Genomic DNA, 16,135 nt, shown 5'->3' with positions numbered 1-16,135 from the left:
CCTTACCCGGCCTACGATCCTGTGTCTTTTGTAGGCCCGGTAAGCGTTAGCGCCACCGGGCATTACCCTCAGGACGCCAACGACAATTCACGCTTTCCCGCACGCTGGGCCAGCCACAGCGCCACGCGGGACTCCTGCTCCGCATTCAGCCACATCCCCTGCTTAGTACGACGCCACAGCGCATCGTCCGCGCGGCGTACCCACTCGTGGTCGACTAGATAGCGCAACTCCGCCTCGTAGAACTCGTGACCGAAATGCTCCCCCAGATCGCTGAGATCCTTCGCGTCACTCAGGATCACCTCACTATTGCTGCCGTAGGTGCGGGCAAAGTGCCGGGCCATGGATTCGCTGATAAACGGATAGCGACGGCGCAATTTCGCCGCGTAGTCATCGCGGTTGCCGCCGATATCACCGCCGGGCAGCACTGCGCCTTTGGTCCACGCCGGGCCGATACCCTGATAGAACGGAGCCAGTTTTTCCATCGCGTGCTCAGCCAGCTTACGATAGGTGGTCAGCTTGCCGCCAAACACCGACAGCAACGGCGCCTTACCGTGGTCATCGTGAATATCCAGGGTGTAATCGCGGGTAATGGCCTGCGGTGAGTCGGACTCGTCATCGCACAGCGGACGCACCCCGGAGTAACTCCAGACCACATCGTCACGCCCCAGCGTTTTCTTAAAGTGGGCGTTATAGACCTTCAGCAGATAGCTGATTTCGCTCTCGTCGATCTCGACATTTTTCGGATCGCCTTTGTACTCCACGTCGGTGGTGCCGATGATAGAGAACTCATCCATCCACGGGATCACAAACACGATGCGCTTATCTTCGTTTTGCAGGATATAGGCCTGCTTCTGGGTATGCACCCGCGGCACCACGATATGGCTGCCTTTAATCAGGCGAATGCCATACGGCGACGGGAGCTGCATCCCCTGGTCAAAGAACTGCTTCACCCACGGGCCGGTGGCATTCACCAGTCCGCGCGCCTGCCAGCTGAAACGCTCCCCGGTATCAATATCTTCGGCCTCGACGATCCACAGCCCGTTTTCGCGACGCGCGGAGACCGCGCGGGTGCGGGTTTTCACCTCACCGCCTTTGCGTTCAACCATTTGCGCGTTAGCGAGCACCAGGCGGGCATCGTCCACCCAGCAGTCGGAATATTCGAATCCGCGCACGATTTCAGGCTTCAGTACCGAGTCTGCGCCAAAACGCACACCGGCAGAGGCGGGCAGGCTGGTGCGTTTACCCAGGTGATCGTACATAAACAGACCGATGCGGATCATCCACGCCGGACGCAGATGCGGGCGGTGCGGCAGACGAAAACGCATCGGGGTAGCGATATGGGGGGCCATTTTCAACAGCACTTCACGCTCGGCCAGCGCTTCACTGACCAGGCGGAACTCGTAATGCTCCAGATAACGCAGGCCACCGTGGATCAGCTTAGAGCTGGCGGAGGAGGTGGCGCAGGCGAGATCCTGCGCTTCCAGCATCAGGACAGATAAGCCGCGGCCGGCAGCGTCCGCCGCAATGCCCGCCCCGTTAATTCCGCCACCGATAACAATCAGATCTTTGGTTTCCATTGTATCCTCACGCACTTTCGTTAAAGCTCAAAAATGTTCGATATCGCTCATATTAGCAAAGGAAATGGATTTTAGTAACATCAAAAAAACAATTTTGAGTGATACAGCTAACATAATGGCGTTTACCCGCCGCCAGGACGTACACTAGCCGATAATATAGTGAGGGCATCAGGCCGCACTGCACCTGAATAGACAACAGAGAGCACCATGGAACAATTTGAATGTATTAACGTAGAAGAAGCCCACCAGAAGATGCACCAGGGACTGGCGGTGCTGGTGGATATCCGCGATCCGCAAAGTTTTGCGATGGGCCATACACCGGGCGCGTTTCACCTGACCAACGCCTCCCTGAGTGAATTTATGCGCGATAACGACTTCGAGACCCCGGTGATGGTGATGTGCTATCACGGCAACAGCAGCAAAGGCGCGGCGCAATACCTGCTCCAGCAGGGCTTTGAAGCGGTCTACAGCGTGGACGGTGGATTCGATGCCTGGCACCGTCATTTCCCGGCAGAAGTCGAGCACGCCGGCATTTAGGGTATATACTGTCCCCTTTTGTGTGGAATAAGCGACTGTCGCCGATGCTGATGATTACCTCTTTTACCAACCCGCGCGTCGCCCAGGCGTTTGTCGACTATATGGCGACGCAGGGTGTTATCCTCACCATTCAACAACATAACCAGACTGACGTCTGGCTGGCGGATGAAAGCCAGGCTTCACGGGTTAACGCCGAGCTGGCGCGTTTTTTGGAAAACCCCGGCGATGCACGCTATCTGGCGGCAAGCTGGCAGTCCGGCCATACCGGCAGCGGGCTGCATTACCAGCGCTTTCCTTTCCTGGCAACTCTGCGTGAACGCGCGGGTCCGTTCACCCTGGTGTTAATGGCGGCCTGTATCCTGGTCTTCATTCTGATGAGTGTGGTGGGCGATCAGCAGATGCTGCTGATACTGGCCTGGCCGTATGACGCCTCCGTTGAGTTCGAATTCTGGCGCTACTTCACCCACGCGCTGATGCACTTCTCGATTATGCATATCCTCTTTAACCTGCTGTGGTGGTGGTATCTCGGCGGGGCGGTGGAGAAACGACTCGGCAGCGGCAAGCTCATCGTCCTCACCCTTATTAGCGCGTTGCTCAGCGGCTTTATCCAGCATAAATTTGGCGGCCCGTGGTTTGGCGGCCTCTCCGGCGTGGTCTACGCCCTGATGGGCTATGTCTGGCTGCGCGGCGAGCGCGATCCGCAGAGTGGGATTTACCTGCAGCGCGGGTTAATGGCCTTTGCGTTAATCTGGATTATTGCCGGATGGTTTGATCTGTTCGGAATGGCGATTGCCAACGGTGCCCACATGGCCGGACTGGCGGTCGGGCTGGCGATGGCGTTTGCCGATACGCTACATGCGCGAAAACGAACATAATTCTGGCAGGGAACTCTGATGAAACAAACACAACGTCATGACGCCATTATTGATCTGGTGAAAAAGCAGGGATACGTCAGCACCGAAGAGCTGGTGGAGCAGTTTGCCGTCAGCCCGCAGACCATCCGTCGGGACCTCAACGATCTGGCCGACCAGAACCGCATTCTGCGCCACCACGGCGGCGCGGCGCTGCCGTCCAGCTCGGTGAATACCCCCTGGCACGATCGCAAGGCGACGCAGACCTCCGAGAAGGAGCGCATTGCCCGCAAGGTGGCGAGCCAGATCCCGAACGGCGCGACGCTGTTTATCGACATCGGCACCACGCCGGAAGCGGTGGCCCACGCCCTGCTGAACCATGAGAACCTGCGGGTCGTCACCAACAACCTTAACGTGGCCACCACCCTGATGCAGAAAGAGGATTTTCGCATCATCCTGGCAGGCGGCGAGCTGCGCAGCCGTGACGGCGGCATTATTGGCGAAGCGACCCTCGACTTTATCTCCCAGTTCCGCCTCGACTTCGGCATTCTCGGCATCAGCGGCATCGATACCGACGGTTCACTGCTGGAGTTTGACTATCATGAAGTGCGCACCAAGCGGGCGATCATTGAGAACTCGCGCCACGTGATGCTGGTGGTGGATCACTCGAAGTTTGGCCGTAACGCGATGGTCAATATGGGCAGCATCAGCATGGTGAACGCGGTCTATACCGACGTGATGCCGCCTGAAGGGGTATTACAGGTGATTCGCGATCATAAGTTGCAGTTAGAACTGTGCTGAGTTTGTGCCGGGTGGCGGCTTCGCCTTACCCGGCCTACAAAACCGTAGGCCCGGCAAGCGTAGCGCCGCCGGGCAATGAATGGCAACAAAACCGTAGGCCCGTGCAAGCGTAGCGCCGCCGGGCAATGAATTACACCCCGTACCCCATCATCTTCAACAGCTGCTGCGCATGCAGCACCGCATCCTGACGGTGGGCGACGCCCAGCTTCTGATACAGATTGCGGATATGCGTTTTGATGGTGGTGGCCGCCACGGCCAGCTCACCGGCAATCTGCTCGTTGCTGTAACCTGAGTAGATCAGCCCCAGCACCTGCCACTCACGCTGGGTCAGCGGGCTGGTGCGGATCAGTTCCGGCACTTCCGGATGGGTCAGCAGACGCTCCACGAAGGTCTCATCGAAATGGGCAAACTTGTGGCGGTGATGCTGGTTAATCTCCCGCAGGATGCGCTGGGCGCGATGCTGGTCCAGCTCCGGCAGGGTGTTGAGCTGAATCAACTGGCGCAGCTGCTGCGCCATGGTCTCGCCTTCAATCACAAAGTGGCTGATAAACCCGGTGCGGTTCGCCAGCTGCAGCGCTTCGAGCAGCACGCGCTGGGCATCATTCTTGCGACCGGCCTGCCAGTAAAGCTGGTTCTGCAGCAGCAGGTTGCGGTTCACATCGCTCATCAGACGCAGGCTGCGGGCATTTTCATTTAACTCTTCCAGCACCATCTCGGCCGGTTCAAATTCGCCTAACAGGATCTGCGCCCGGGCAATGTTGCGCCACTGGCTCTGCAGGAAGTGGTTATTGGCAAACTCCGGCTTCGGCGTCTGGCGCAGCCAGTTGGCCGCCGATTTTTTGTCGCCGGTCATCTGCCAGTAAATCACCCGTACCTTATCGGCGTTGGATACCCAGTCGCTGTGATACTGACCGTTGCCGAGCAGGTTCTCCAGACGGTTAAGGTGGTTACGGGCGTTATCCAGATCGCCGCGTGCCAGCGAGCACTGCACCAGCAGGCCCAGACACTGCAGCTGCTGCTGCGGCTGATAGGTGGAAAGCACGTTCACCCCATGACGGGCGGTGGTTTCGGCTTCGTCCAGTCGGGCCCATGCCCACAGCAGCTGAGCGCGAATGCGCAGCAGGAACTCGTGCATCGGCAGCTGTTCCAGGTGCTGATCGCGGATCAGGGTGAAGGCTTTCTCCTGGGTCTCCCAGGCGGCCTGCAGGAATCCCTGGGCAAACAAAATTTCGCTCTGCTGGATCAGGCTCCAAAGGGCGTAATGCCAGACGTCATGGCGGCGCGCCATCTGTTCCGTCTGCTGCATCAGCGACAGGGAGCGGGTAAGATCGCCCTTACAGTGCAGCACTTCGCCATGTACCGAGGTGGCGACGATACGGCTGTAGAAGTTTGCCAGCGGCAGCGCCTCCAGCGCACCCAGGGCCAGGCGCTGAGCCTCTTCCGGGTTGCCGTCGTTGATGGCCACCTGCGCGCGCAGGGCGTTGAATTCGCCGTGCAGGGCGGCGTCCATCTCGCCTTTCATCTCCTGCTCGGCGCGGGCCAGCAGGGTATTCACTTCGCTGTAGCGGTGCTGGCTCTGCATCAGCCAGGCCTGCAGCAGCACCAGACGCGGGTTCTCCAGCAGGCTCTCCCACGGCAGGGCGCGCAGCGACTCCTCCAGCAGGGCCAGCTCGCTGTGGTTAAACAGGCTCCAGGCGTGATTGAGCAGAATATCGCGCAGCATATGAGCATCGCCCGCTGCCAGGGCGTGGTGAATGGCCTCGCTCGGGAAGCCCTGCGCCATCCAGCTCTCGGCGGCGGCGCGGTGGATTTCCGGTAATTCGGTGGCCAGCTCCCACTGACAGCGCTGGCGCAGGAAGCTGCCAAACAGCGGGTGGTAGCTGAACCATTCGCCGGAGTCGTCCATGCGCTGCAGGAACAACCCCTGACGCTCGATCTCTTCCAGACGCATCTGGCCGTTATCTTCCCCGGTGACGCGCACGATCAGCGCATCGTTCATCGAGCGCAGCAGGGAGCTTTTCAGCAGGAACTGACGGGTGGATTGATCGACGCTGTCGAGCACCTCATCCACCAGGTAATCGGAGAGATGGCTGGCATTGATCCCCGACAGGCGACGGGCAGATTGCTGCGTCGAGTTGTTGTTATGCCGGGCCGACAGGGCAATCAGCTGCAGGGCGGTCGCCCAGCCTGCCACGTCGTCGCACAAGCGGCTGCTCTCAGCCACCTCGATAGGGGATTTCAGACGGCAGTCAAAGAACTGCTTTGCCTCCTGATGGGTAAAGGAGAGCTGTTGGCTGCCCACTTCCAGCAGCTGATCGCGCACCCGCAGGTTGGCAATGCCCAGCTGCGGCAGGTTGCGCGAGAGGATCACCAGGGTCAGGTTTTCCGGCTGGTGGCGCAGGAAAAAGCGCATCGACTCGTGGATAACCGGGTTGGTGATCAGGTGGTAGTCATCAATCACCAGATAGAGCGGGCGATGCCATTCGGCCAGCTCGATAAACAGCTGCGAAAACAGGGAAGAGAGGCTGGCGTACTGGCGCTTTTGCACCATCACTTCGCTGGTCACACAGTGTCCGTTGGTCGCCTGCTGAATGGCGGCGATCAGATAGCTGGCAAAACGCTCCTGCTGGTTATCGCCCTCATCGAGGGAGTACCAGCCGAGATCGGTCTTGCCGGAAGCCCACTGTGAAATGAGCGTGGTTTTGCCGTAGCCTGCAGGGCTCGTTACCAGCGCCAGTCGAAAATTGTTCGCGCCGGAAAGTTTCGCCAGCAGGCGTTCGCGGACCACAGTATGGTCAAGACGAACCGGGCGACTTAATTTGGACGGAATCAACATAGGTTTCACTTCACTGTGTGGAAATCGAGATTTTTGATTTTTTTTGCGCTTCGTAATTAATCCTTATAAGGTCGGTCAGAAAGACTTTTATTGCAAGTTATGTCGGGGTTTTATGTCCCTTAATTTGCACTTGGTCACAAAAATATATGCAGGGGTGAGGGAACTTTTCCGATGGGCCTCGAAAGCGCATGGATACTGGGATGACGCGTTTCCAGGAGGTTAAGCATAAAAAGGAACAGAGAAGCGTAAAGGCGGTGAAAAGTTAATTAAGTCCCGGGATGGTTGCGCGCGTAAAATAACATTCCGGGATAGAGTAAATTCTGAGTGTTATTACTTCGGGTAAGTAATTATTTCCGCGCGTATATATTCCAGGCGAAACCGCATTTCATTTTTTTGAACCCCTTCCGGGAAATCTCCCGGCTAATGCCCCACACTCCCGCTGCAGAAAGTGGTCGCGATCACACTTTATCGCTCATCCCTGCTACTCCTCCCTGTCTAATCCCCGGCAGGAGGAGGAAGAGCCCTGATGAGCCAGGCACACTAGCACCAACGCCTTATTTTCTCTCTACAGGATGCAGATTCCCTATGTCACAGCCTACTTTCAACAAAGCTCAATTCCAGGCTGCCCTGACGCGTCAGTGGCAGCGTTTTGGTTTGCACGCCGCCGAAGACATGACCTCCCGCCAGTGGTGGCAGGCCGTCAGCGGAGCGCTCGCCGAGCTGCTGAGCGCCCAACCCGCGGTGAAGCCCGTGCAAGGCCAGCGCCACGTTAACTATATCTCCATGGAGTTCCTGATTGGCCGTCTGACCGGCAACAACCTGCTGAACCTCGGCTGGTATCAGGAGGTCAGCGAGGTGCTGAGCACCCATAACATCCACCTGACCGACCTGCTGGAAGAGGAGATCGATCCAGCGCTGGGCAACGGCGGTCTGGGTCGTCTGGCGGCCTGCTTCCTCGACTCGATGGCAACCGTGGGCCAGCCGGCCACCGGCTACGGTCTGAACTATCAGTACGGCCTGTTCCGTCAGTCCTTTGCCGGCGGCCAGCAGATGGAAGCCCCGGACGACTGGCATCGCGGCAGCTACCCGTGGTTCCGCCACAACGAAGCGCTGGACGTGCAGGTTGGCATCGGCGGTAAAGTGACGAAAGCGGGCCAGTGGGAGCCGGGCTTTACCATTACCGGCCAGGCCTGGGATCTGCCGGTGCTGGGCTACCGTAATGGCGTGGCACAGCCGCTGCGCCTGTGGCAGGCAACACATGCTCACCCGTTCAACCTGACCAAATTCAACGACGGCGATTTCCTGCGTGCTGAGCAGCAGGGCATCGACGCCGACAAGCTGACCAAAGTGCTCTACCCGAACGACAATCATCTGGCGGGCAAAAAGCTGCGCCTGATGCAGCAGTACTTCCAGTGCGCCTGTTCCGTGGCCGACATTCTGCGTCGTCATCATCTGGCGGGCCGCAAGCTGTCTGAGCTGGCGGATTACGAAGTGATCCAGCTGAACGACACCCACCCGACCATCGCCATCCCGGAACTGCTGCGCGTGCTGATCGACGAGCATCAGATGAGCTGGGACGACGCCTGGGCGATCACCAGCAAGACCTTCGCCTACACCAACCACACCCTGATGCCAGAGGCGCTGGAGTGCTGGGACGAGAAGCTGATTAAAACCCTGCTGCCGCGCCATATGCAGCTGATCAACGAGATCAACAACCGCTTTAAGAAACTGGTGGATAAAACCTGGCCGGGCGATAAAGCCGTCTGGGCGAAGCTGGCGGTGGTATTCGACAAGCAGGTTCGCATGGCTAACCTCTGCGTGGTCAGCGGCTTTGCGGTGAACGGCGTGGCCGCGTTGCACTCTGACCTGGTGGTGAAAGATCTGTTCCCGGAATATCACCAGCTGTGGCCTAACAAGTTCCACAACGTCACCAACGGCATCACGCCGCGTCGCTGGATCAAACAGTGCAACCCTCAGCTTGCTGAGCTGCTGGATAAGACGCTGGATAACGAGTGGGCCAACGATCTCGACCAGCTGATCAACCTGGAAAAATATGCCGACGATGCGGCGTTCCGCGAGACCTACCGCACCATCAAGCTGGACAACAAGGTGCGTCTGGCAGCCTTCGTCAAAACCCGTACCGGGATTGAGATCAACCCGAACGCGATTTTTGATATCCAGATTAAACGTCTGCACGAGTACAAACGTCAGCACCTGAATCTGCTGCACATTCTGGCGCTGTACAAAGAGATCCGCGAGAACCCGCAGGCCGACCGCGTACCGCGCGTGTTCCTGTTCGGTGCGAAAGCGGCACCAGGATATTACCTGGCAAAAAACATCATCTTCGCCATTAATAAAGTGGCCGACGCGGTAAACAACGATCCGCAAGTAGGCGACAAGCTGAAAGTGGTCTTCCTGCCGGATTACTGTGTCTCGGCGGCGGAGCTGCTGATCCCGGCGGCGGATGTCTCTGAGCAGATTTCTACCGCGGGCAAAGAGGCCTCCGGTACCGGCAACATGAAGCTGGCCCTGAACGGTGCGTTGACCGTCGGGACGCTGGACGGTGCTAACGTTGAGATTGCCGAGCAGGTGGGCGACGAGAACATCTTTATCTTCGGCCATACTGTGGAAGAGGTGAAAGCCATTAAAGCCAAAGGTTACGACCCGGTGAAATGGCGTAAAAAAGACAAGCTGCTGGATGCGGTACTGAAGGAGCTGGAGAGCGGCAAATACAGCGACGGCGACAAGCACGCGTTTGACCAGATGCTGCACAGCATCGGCAAACAGGGCGGCGACCCGTACCTGCTGATGGCCGATTTTGCGGGCTACGTTGAGGCCCAGAAACAGGTCGACGTCCTGTATCGCGATCGGGAAGCCTGGACCCGGGCGTGCATTCTGAATACCGCGCGCTGCGGCATGTTCAGCTCTGACCGTTCAATCCGCGACTACCAGGCCCGTATCTGGCAGGCAAAACGCTAAGGAAGCGCGATGGAAAGTAAACGTCTCGATAATGCCGCCCTGGCGGCGGGGATCAGCCCCAGCTATATCAATGCTCATGGTAAACCGCAGTCTATTGGTGCTGAGACCAAGAGGCGTTTGCTGGATGCCATGCACAAAGCCAAACCCGTCGCGAAAGCGGCGGTTACCGCCGTCCCGAACGTGATGGTCTATACCGCGGGCAAAAAGATGCCGCTGATGATTGAAGGCAGCGGCGACTTTAGCTGGCTGCTGACCACAGAAGAGGGGCATCAGCATAAAGGCCACGCCACGGGCGGCAAAAATCTCAACCTGCCGGCAAAACTGCCGGAGGGTTATCACACCCTGACGTTGACCCAGGATGCCCATCGCTGGCACTGCCGGGTGATCGTCGCGCCAAAACGCTGCTACGAGCCGCAGGCGCTGAAAGAGGGCAAGAAGCTGTGGGGTGCCTGCGTGCAGCTCTACACCCTGCGCTCTGAGGCGAACTGGGGCATTGGCGACTTCGGCGATCTGCAGAAGATGCTGACCGATATCGGCAAACGCGGCGGGGCCTTTATCGGCCTCAACCCGATCCATGCCCTTTATCCGGCGAACCCGGAGAGCGCCAGCCCGTACAGCCCGTCATCCCGCCGCTGGCTGAACGTGATTTATATCGACGTGAACGCCGTGGAGGATTTCCGTAACAGCGACGAGGCGCAGGCCTGGTGGAAGATGGACACCACCCGGCAGGCGCTGCAACGCGCCCGCGATGCCGAGTGGGTCGATTATGCGTCCGTTACCGCGTTGAAGATGGCCGCGCTGCGCATGGCGTGGAAAGGCTTTGCTCAGCGTGATGACGAGCAGATGGCGGCCTTCCGGGCGTTTGTGGCCCGGGAAGGGGAGAGCCTGTACTGGCAGGCGGCGTTTGATGCGCTGCATGCGTATCAGGTGAAAGAGGACGAAATGCGCTGGGGCTGGCCGGTGTGGCCTGAGCAGTACCAGTCCGTTGACTCCCCGGCGGTAAAAGCGTTTTGCGAAGCGCATACCGACGAGGTCGATTTCTACCTCTGGCTGCAGTGGCTGGCGTACAGCCAGTTTGCCGCCTGCTGGCAGAAGAGTCAGGGCTACGACATGCCGATTGGCCTGTACCGTGACCTGGCGGTCGGCGTGGCCGAGGGCGGGGCGGAGACCTGGTGCGACCGCGAACTCTACTGTCTGAAAGCGTCCGTCGGGGCGCCGCCGGATATCCTTGGCCCGCTGGGTCAGAACTGGGGCCTGCCGCCGATGGACCCGCACGTCATCGCCGCCCGCGCCTATGAGCCCTTTATCGAGCTGCTGCGTGCCAACATGCAGAACTGCGGTGCGCTGCGTATCGACCACGTAATGTCGGTCCTGCGTCTGTGGTGGATCCCGTACGGTGAAACCGCCGACCATGGGGCTTACGTTCACTATCCGGTAGACGATCTACTCTCCATCCTTGCGCTGGAGAGTAAGCGCCATAACTGCATGGTGATCGGAGAAGATCTCGGCACCGTCCCGGTGGAAATCGTCAGTAAGCTGCGTGACAGCGGCGTTTACTCCTACAAAGTGCTCTATTTTGAAAACGACCTTGAGAAGAACTTCCGCGCGCCGGAGGCGTATCCAGAACAATCAATGGCAGTCGCGACGACGCATGACCTTCCTACGCTTCGTGGCTGGTGGGACAGCGGCGACCTTACCCTGGGCAAAACGCTGGGGCTCTACCCTGACGAAGTGATGCTGCGCGGGCTGTATCAGGATCGCGAGCTGTCCAAGCAGGGGCTGCTGGATGCACTGCACGAGCACGGCTGCCTGCCGAAACGCACCGGGCACAAGGCGTCATTGATGTCGATGACTCCGACACTTAACCGCGGGTTGCAGCGCTACATTGCCGACAGCAACAGCGCCCTGCTGGGGCTACAGCCGGAAGACTGGATTGATATGGCGGAGCCGGTGAACATCCCGGGGACCAGCTATCAGTACAAGAACTGGCGTCGCAAGCTTTCAACTTCTCTTGAGGCGATGTTTGCCGATGACGGGGTGAATAAGCTGATTAAGGATCTCGATAAGCGGCGAAAAGCGGCTGCGAAGAAGTGACAAAAAAACCCGCCAGATGGCGGGTTTTTTATTGCCCGATGGCAACTGTCACATCAAACAACCATACCCAGCAGCAGACACCCGATCAGCCCGCAGACGGAGATGATGGTTTCCAGCATCGACCAGGACTTGATGGTCTCACCGATGGTCAGGTTGAAGTACTCCTTGAACAGCCAGAAGCCCGGATCGTTTACGTGAGAGAAGATCACGCTACCGGAACCCACCGCGATAACCATCAGCTCAGGGCTGACGCCGGTGGTGGCAATCAGAGGTGCCACAATACCGCCCGCGGTGATGGCTGCAACGGTGGCCGAACCCAGCGCAATACGCAGAACCGCCGCGATAGACCACGCCATCAGGATGGGGGAGATGTTGGTGTCATGCATCATGGAGGCGATGTACTTGTCCACGCCGCTATCAACCAGAACCTGTTTGAACGCACCGCCACCGCCGATGATCAGCAGCATCATGGCGATGATTTTGATCGAGGAGCTCAGGGTGTCGTTGATTTGATCCATGGAGCGGCCACGGTTCAGACCGAAGGTGAACAGCGCAATCAGGACCGCAATCAGCGTCGCCATGACCGGGTCACCGAGGAACTCAGCCACGCCGAGAACCGGATGGCCTTTCGGCAGCACCATTTCGCAGACCGCACGCAGGGCCATCAGTACCACCGGTACCAGAGAGGTCCAGACGCTGACGGCAAAGCTTGGCATTTCTGCTTCAGTGAAGGTCTTCGCGCTGTACAGACCTTCCGGGATCGGCTTGTCGATGCCTTTGAGGGTGCGGGCAAACACCGGACCGGCCAGAATGACGGTCGGGATCGCCAGGATAGTACCGAACAGCAGGGTTTTACCCATGTCCGCATGGAAGATGGTAGCGATAGCGGTCGGGCCCGGGTGCGGCGGCAGGAAGCCGTGAGTCACGGACAGCGCTGCGGCCATCGGTACACCCACATACAGCAGCGGAATGCTGGCAGAGGCGGCGATGGTGAACACCAGCGGCAGCATCAGAACGAAGCCCACTTCGTAGAACAGCGCAAAACCGACGGTGAAACCGGTTAATACCACGGCCCACTGGATGTGCTGCTTACCGAATTTAGCAATCAGCGTGGTTGCGATGCGCTGTGCGCCACCGCAGTCGGCCAGCAGTTTGCCCAGCATAGCTCCGAAGCCCATGATCAGCGCGAGGCTACCGAGGGTACCGCCCACGCCGGCTTTAATCGAGCTGATAACTTTTACCAGCGGCATACCCTGCATCAGGCCGACAGCAAGTGCCACCAGGACAAGGGCAATGAAGCCGTTCATTTTGAAACGGATCATCAGGAGCAGTAACAGGACGACACCGATAGCGACGATGACTAATGGCATGATTATCTGGCCTTAAATATTGTTATGGGTAACGTCATTATTTCAACGACATAGTAATGTTGCCCCAACTGGGAACGGCGTACTTACGGCACTAAGACAGGCTGCCTTCTAAATCATTAAGCTTAGTCGGTCGGCGTAAAGGTGTTTAAGTGCCCGCGAGAATGATACGGGTAACATGGTCAGGTTGAGAATGACCCTGGCGGGCAAAATGTGAATTCTGAGACGCAGGTCATGTTATGAGGGAGGGGGAAACGCGGGAGAGGCCCGGATCGCTACGCGTCACCGGGCAAACAGACGGGCAATCAGTAGTAGGAGTGTTCGCCGCGCTGGTGTTCGGTAAGATCGCGCACGCCTTTCAGCTCCGGGAACTCGTTCAGCAGCTGCTTCTCGATCCCCTCTTTCAGGGTAACGTCGACCATGGAACAGCCGTTACAACCGCCGCCGAACTGCAGAATCGCCAGACCGTCTTCGGTGATCTCCATCAGGGAGACACGACCACCGTGGCCCGCGAGCTGCGGGTTGATCTGGGACTGCAGCAGGTACTCAACGCGCTCCATCAGTGGGGCATCGTCGGTTACTTTGCGCATTTTGGCGTTTGGCGCTTTCAGGGTTAACTGAGAACCCAGTTGGTCGGTCACAAAATCAATTTCCGCATCTTCCAGATACGGGGAGCTCAGCTCATCGACATAGGCAGTGAGTTGCTCAAATTTCAGGGCAGTGTCAGTTGCTTCCACAGCATCCGGTGGGCAATAAGAGACGCCGCATTCTGCATTCGGGGTGCCTGGGTTGATCACGAACACGCGGATCTGGGTCCCTTCTTCCTGATTTGCCAGCAGTTTGGCAAAGTGCGCTTGTGCAGCATCGGAAATACGGATCATAGCATTGGCCTAATAGTTGACTAAAATACCTGGGTATAATACGCCCAACCTGAGGGCGCTACAAGGTTCGACACAGACACCATACCTGAACCGACGCCGCGCCGCTTCGCAAAAGCAGGCGGGAGAGTTCCGCGACGGTAGCGCCTGTTGTCACGACATCATCCACCACAGCGATATGGCGCCCGGCAACCGGTAATTCAAGCGTAAAAGCGTGCTGCAGGTTACGTTTACGCAATCTGGCGCTGAGTTGATGCTGCGCCGGAGTGGCGCGGATCCGGCGAATAGCCTCCGGAACATAGCGGCAGTTCAGCCAGCGGGCCAGCGGGCGACAGAGCAGGTCACTCTGGTTAAACCCGCGCCGCCAGTGACGCCGGGACCACAGCGGCACGCAGACCAGCATATCAACGTTCGGCAACCCACGGCTGCGCCTGGCCCGCAGCAGCGCCAGCAGCAACAGTCTGGCCAGCGGTTTTGCCAGCTGACTGCGGCGGGAAAACTTCAGCTGATGCACCAGCTGGCTCACCGGCGGGGTATAGTCGCAGACCGCAACCAGCGCCTGCCACGGCGGCGGTCTGCGCAGACAGCGGCCGCAGGGCAGGTGAGGATGAATGGCCGGTAAGCCGCACTGCGGACATATACCCTCGCGGGGCATAATCCCCTTTTCGCACACGGAACAGACCCCCCAGTGGCTGAGTGCAAGCGGCATCCGGCATAGCCAGCACGAGCCGGGCACTGTTAGCATAGACAACCTCCTTGTGAAAAAAGAGAACAGTAATCGATGAACACGCTTTGGTGGCAGACCGTTGGGACAGGAAATTGTCATCTTGTGCTGCTGCACGGATGGGGACTGAATGCTGAAGTATGGCGTTGCATCAGTGAGGAACTGGCCTCGCAGTTCACGCTGCACCTGGTGGATCTGCCGGGCTTTGGCCGCAGCCGCGATTTTGGTGCGATGCCGCTGGCCGATATGGCGGAACAGGTGCTGGCTCAGGCGCCGGATAAGGCGATCTGGCTGGGCTGGAGTCTGGGCGGGCTGGTAGCGAGCCAGATTGCCCTGACCCATCCCGAACGGGTGCAGGCCCTGGTGACTGTCGCCTCCTCCCCCTGTTTTAGCGCCCAGGGGGAGTGGCCGGGGATCAAATCCGAGGTGCTGGCCGGTTTCCAGCAGCAGTTAAGCAACGATTTCCAGCGTACGGTGGAGCGTTTCCTCGCCCTACAGACCATGGGGACGGAAACCGCGCGCCAGGACGCCCGGACACTGAAGACTACGGTGCTGTCATTACCGATGCCGGATGTAGAAGTGCTGAATGGCGGGCTGGAGATCCTGAAAACGGCCGATCTGCGGGAGCCGCTGGCGTCCCTGACGCTGCCGCATCTGCGTATTTATGGTTATCTCGACGGGCTGGTACCGCGCAAGATCGTGCCGCTGCTGGATGAGCAATGGCCGCAGAGCGAAGCCTTGATCATCACCAAAGCAGCGCATGCGCCCTTTATCTCGCACCCCGCCGAGTTTTGCGCGGCGTTAATGGCCTTAAGTCAGCGTTTAGGCTGATTATTTTTTATTCCCGCTGGAAAAAGTGACGTACCGCAACAATACTCAATATATCGTTGCGGGTATCCCGCCTTCGATAATCAAAACTACAATCCTCTTTGGGAGTCATGGCTATGAAACTTGTTACAGGTATTGTTGCTTCTCTGGTTATTGGTTCACTCTCTTTTGGCGTGATGGCGGCAGAAGAGATCCAGAAAGATAAAGTGAAAGAGATGAATTTGACGAAGGTTGGCCATATCTCTACGTCTGACACCACCGCGCCAATGGATGCGAGAAAAGAGCTTTCCAAGAAAGCTGATGAGATGGGCGGTAAGTACTTTGTCGTCACCAGCGCCAACAAAGATTCGAAAGACATCCGCGCGACCGCAGAAGTCTACAAATAATCGCATAAAGCCGGGCAGAGTTGCCCGGCTTTATTAACGACTAACGCAGTACCCACCACTCCCTGAGACAGGCCTTTCCTTCAGGACAGCTTTTGCAACTGCCGGATAAGCAGCCGTCGGCATCCTCCTGGATGCGCTTCGCTTTGCCCATCGCCTCCAGACGCTCCAGCATCGCCTCGATCATCGCCTGTGGCGTGCGCAGGATCTGGCTGAGCTGGATGGCTTCCATTCTTCCCTGCAGCGCCAGTAAATCACGAACCTCAATTAACGATGCCAT

Annotated in this window: 13 protein-coding genes; 7 read left to right on the top strand and 6 right to left on the bottom strand. The window is 58.3% G+C overall.

The features are described 5' to 3' along the window. Positions 1 to 68 precede the first annotated feature (68 nt). On the bottom strand, positions 69 to 1,577 hold the full coding sequence (gene glpD, locus G7090_RS21855) for a glycerol-3-phosphate dehydrogenase (RefSeq protein WP_166184440.1): 1,509 nt from the start codon (positions 1,575 to 1,577) through the stop codon (positions 69 to 71). A gap of 207 nt (positions 1,578 to 1,784) precedes the next feature. On the opposite strand from glpD, the gene glpE reads away from it, so the two are divergent. Genes glpE through G7090_RS21840 form a run of 3 tightly spaced genes read left to right on the top strand, consistent with a single transcriptional unit; the run spans position 1,785 to position 3,766 of the window. Then, positions 1,785 to 2,114, top strand: a complete 330-nt coding sequence (gene glpE / locus G7090_RS21850) for a thiosulfate sulfurtransferase GlpE (RefSeq protein WP_032614862.1) — start codon at positions 1,785 to 1,787, stop codon at positions 2,112 to 2,114. A 44-nt stretch (positions 2,115 to 2,158) separates the two neighbouring features. Next, positions 2,159 to 2,989 carry a rhomboid family intramembrane serine protease GlpG gene (gene glpG / locus G7090_RS21845; RefSeq protein ID WP_166184437.1) on the top strand — a complete coding sequence of 277 codons (831 nt, stop codon included), beginning with the start codon at positions 2,159 to 2,161 and terminating at the stop codon, positions 2,987 to 2,989. 18 nt (positions 2,990 to 3,007) lie between these two features. Next, complete coding sequence (locus G7090_RS21840; protein WP_166184434.1) at positions 3,008 to 3,766, top strand: DeoR/GlpR family transcriptional regulator; 759 nt, start codon at positions 3,008 to 3,010, stop codon at positions 3,764 to 3,766. 130 nt (positions 3,767 to 3,896) lie between these two features. Here the strand turns inward: G7090_RS21840 and malT are convergent, their stop codons facing one another. Then, positions 3,897 to 6,602 (bottom strand): HTH-type transcriptional regulator MalT, encoded by a 2,706-nt coding sequence (gene malT / locus G7090_RS21835; RefSeq protein ID WP_166184430.1) that lies wholly within the window; start codon positions 6,600 to 6,602, stop codon positions 3,897 to 3,899. A 585-nt stretch (positions 6,603 to 7,187) separates the two neighbouring features. On the opposite strand from malT, the gene malP reads away from it, so the two are divergent. Then, complete coding sequence (gene malP / locus G7090_RS21830; protein ID WP_166184425.1) at positions 7,188 to 9,581, top strand: maltodextrin phosphorylase; 2,394 nt, start codon at positions 7,188 to 7,190, stop codon at positions 9,579 to 9,581. Positions 9,582 to 9,590: 9 nt separating this feature from the next. Then, positions 9,591 to 11,675: a 4-alpha-glucanotransferase gene (gene malQ / locus G7090_RS21825; RefSeq protein WP_166184423.1), complete on the top strand. Its 2,085-nt coding sequence runs from the start codon at positions 9,591 to 9,593 to the stop codon at positions 11,673 to 11,675. A gap of 53 nt (positions 11,676 to 11,728) precedes the next feature. Here the strand turns inward: malQ and gntT are convergent, their stop codons facing one another. From gntT to gntX, 3 genes are all read right to left on the bottom strand, one after another. Then, positions 11,729 to 13,045 (bottom strand): gluconate transporter, encoded by a 1,317-nt coding sequence (gene gntT, locus G7090_RS21820; RefSeq protein ID WP_166184421.1) that lies wholly within the window; start codon positions 13,043 to 13,045, stop codon positions 11,729 to 11,731. 302 nt (positions 13,046 to 13,347) lie between these two features. After that, positions 13,348 to 13,923, bottom strand: coding sequence for a Fe-S biogenesis protein NfuA (nfuA, locus tag G7090_RS21815; RefSeq protein WP_039031502.1), 576 nt, complete (start codon positions 13,921 to 13,923; stop codon positions 13,348 to 13,350). Positions 13,924 to 13,981: 58 nt separating this feature from the next. After that, positions 13,982 to 14,665, bottom strand: coding sequence for a DNA utilization protein GntX (gntX, locus tag G7090_RS21810; RefSeq protein ID WP_166184418.1), 684 nt, complete (start codon positions 14,663 to 14,665; stop codon positions 13,982 to 13,984). Positions 14,666 to 14,701: 36 nt separating this feature from the next. Between gntX and bioH the strand changes: the two genes are divergently transcribed. Both bioH and G7090_RS21800 read left to right on the top strand, forming a co-directional pair. Beyond that, positions 14,702 to 15,475: a pimeloyl-ACP methyl ester esterase BioH gene (bioH, locus tag G7090_RS21805; RefSeq protein ID WP_166184416.1), complete on the top strand. Its 774-nt coding sequence runs from the start codon at positions 14,702 to 14,704 to the stop codon at positions 15,473 to 15,475. A gap of 113 nt (positions 15,476 to 15,588) precedes the next feature. Next, positions 15,589 to 15,858: a YdgH/BhsA/McbA-like domain containing protein gene (locus G7090_RS21800; RefSeq protein WP_166184414.1), complete on the top strand. Its 270-nt coding sequence runs from the start codon at positions 15,589 to 15,591 to the stop codon at positions 15,856 to 15,858. A gap of 40 nt (positions 15,859 to 15,898) precedes the next feature. Here the strand turns inward: G7090_RS21800 and feoC are convergent, their stop codons facing one another. Next, on the bottom strand, positions 15,899 to 16,135 hold the full coding sequence (feoC, locus tag G7090_RS21795) for a [Fe-S]-dependent transcriptional repressor FeoC (RefSeq protein ID WP_166184412.1): 237 nt from the start codon (positions 16,133 to 16,135) through the stop codon (positions 15,899 to 15,901).

The organism is Leclercia sp. 29361 (assembly GCF_011290365.1).
Classification (GTDB): domain Bacteria; phylum Pseudomonadota; class Gammaproteobacteria; order Enterobacterales; family Enterobacteriaceae; genus Enterobacter; species Enterobacter tamurae.
This window is presented reverse-complemented; position numbering and strand designations above follow the sequence as displayed.

What these genes read in the sequence shown, in the direction of transcription:
- glpD (WP_166184440.1), bottom strand. Translation starts at nt 1,577, where the DNA reads ATGGAAACCAAAGATCTGATTGTTATCGGTGGCGGAATTAACGGGGCG.
- glpE (WP_032614862.1), top strand. Translation starts at nt 1,785, where the DNA reads ATGGAACAATTTGAATGTATTAACGTAGAAGAAGCCCACCAGAAGATG.
- glpG (WP_166184437.1), top strand. Translation starts at nt 2,159, where the DNA reads ATGCTGATGATTACCTCTTTTACCAACCCGCGCGTCGCCCAGGCGTTT.
- G7090_RS21840 (WP_166184434.1), top strand. Translation starts at nt 3,008, where the DNA reads ATGAAACAAACACAACGTCATGACGCCATTATTGATCTGGTGAAAAAG.
- malT (WP_166184430.1), bottom strand. Translation starts at nt 6,602, where the DNA reads ATGTTGATTCCGTCCAAATTAAGTCGCCCGGTTCGTCTTGACCATACT.
- malP (WP_166184425.1), top strand. Translation starts at nt 7,188, where the DNA reads ATGTCACAGCCTACTTTCAACAAAGCTCAATTCCAGGCTGCCCTGACG.
- malQ (WP_166184423.1), top strand. Translation starts at nt 9,591, where the DNA reads ATGGAAAGTAAACGTCTCGATAATGCCGCCCTGGCGGCGGGGATCAGC.
- gntT (WP_166184421.1), bottom strand. Translation starts at nt 13,045, where the DNA reads ATGCCATTAGTCATCGTCGCTATCGGTGTCGTCCTGTTACTGCTCCTG.
- nfuA (WP_039031502.1), bottom strand. Translation starts at nt 13,923, where the DNA reads ATGATCCGTATTTCCGATGCTGCACAAGCGCACTTTGCCAAACTGCTG.
- gntX (WP_166184418.1), bottom strand. Translation starts at nt 14,665, where the DNA reads ATGCTAACAGTGCCCGGCTCGTGCTGGCTATGCCGGATGCCGCTTGCA.
- bioH (WP_166184416.1), top strand. Translation starts at nt 14,702, where the DNA reads ATGAACACGCTTTGGTGGCAGACCGTTGGGACAGGAAATTGTCATCTT.
- G7090_RS21800 (WP_166184414.1), top strand. Translation starts at nt 15,589, where the DNA reads ATGAAACTTGTTACAGGTATTGTTGCTTCTCTGGTTATTGGTTCACTC.
- feoC (WP_166184412.1), bottom strand. Translation starts at nt 16,135, where the DNA reads ATGGCATCGTTAATTGAGGTTCGTGATTTACTGGCGCTGCAGGGAAGA.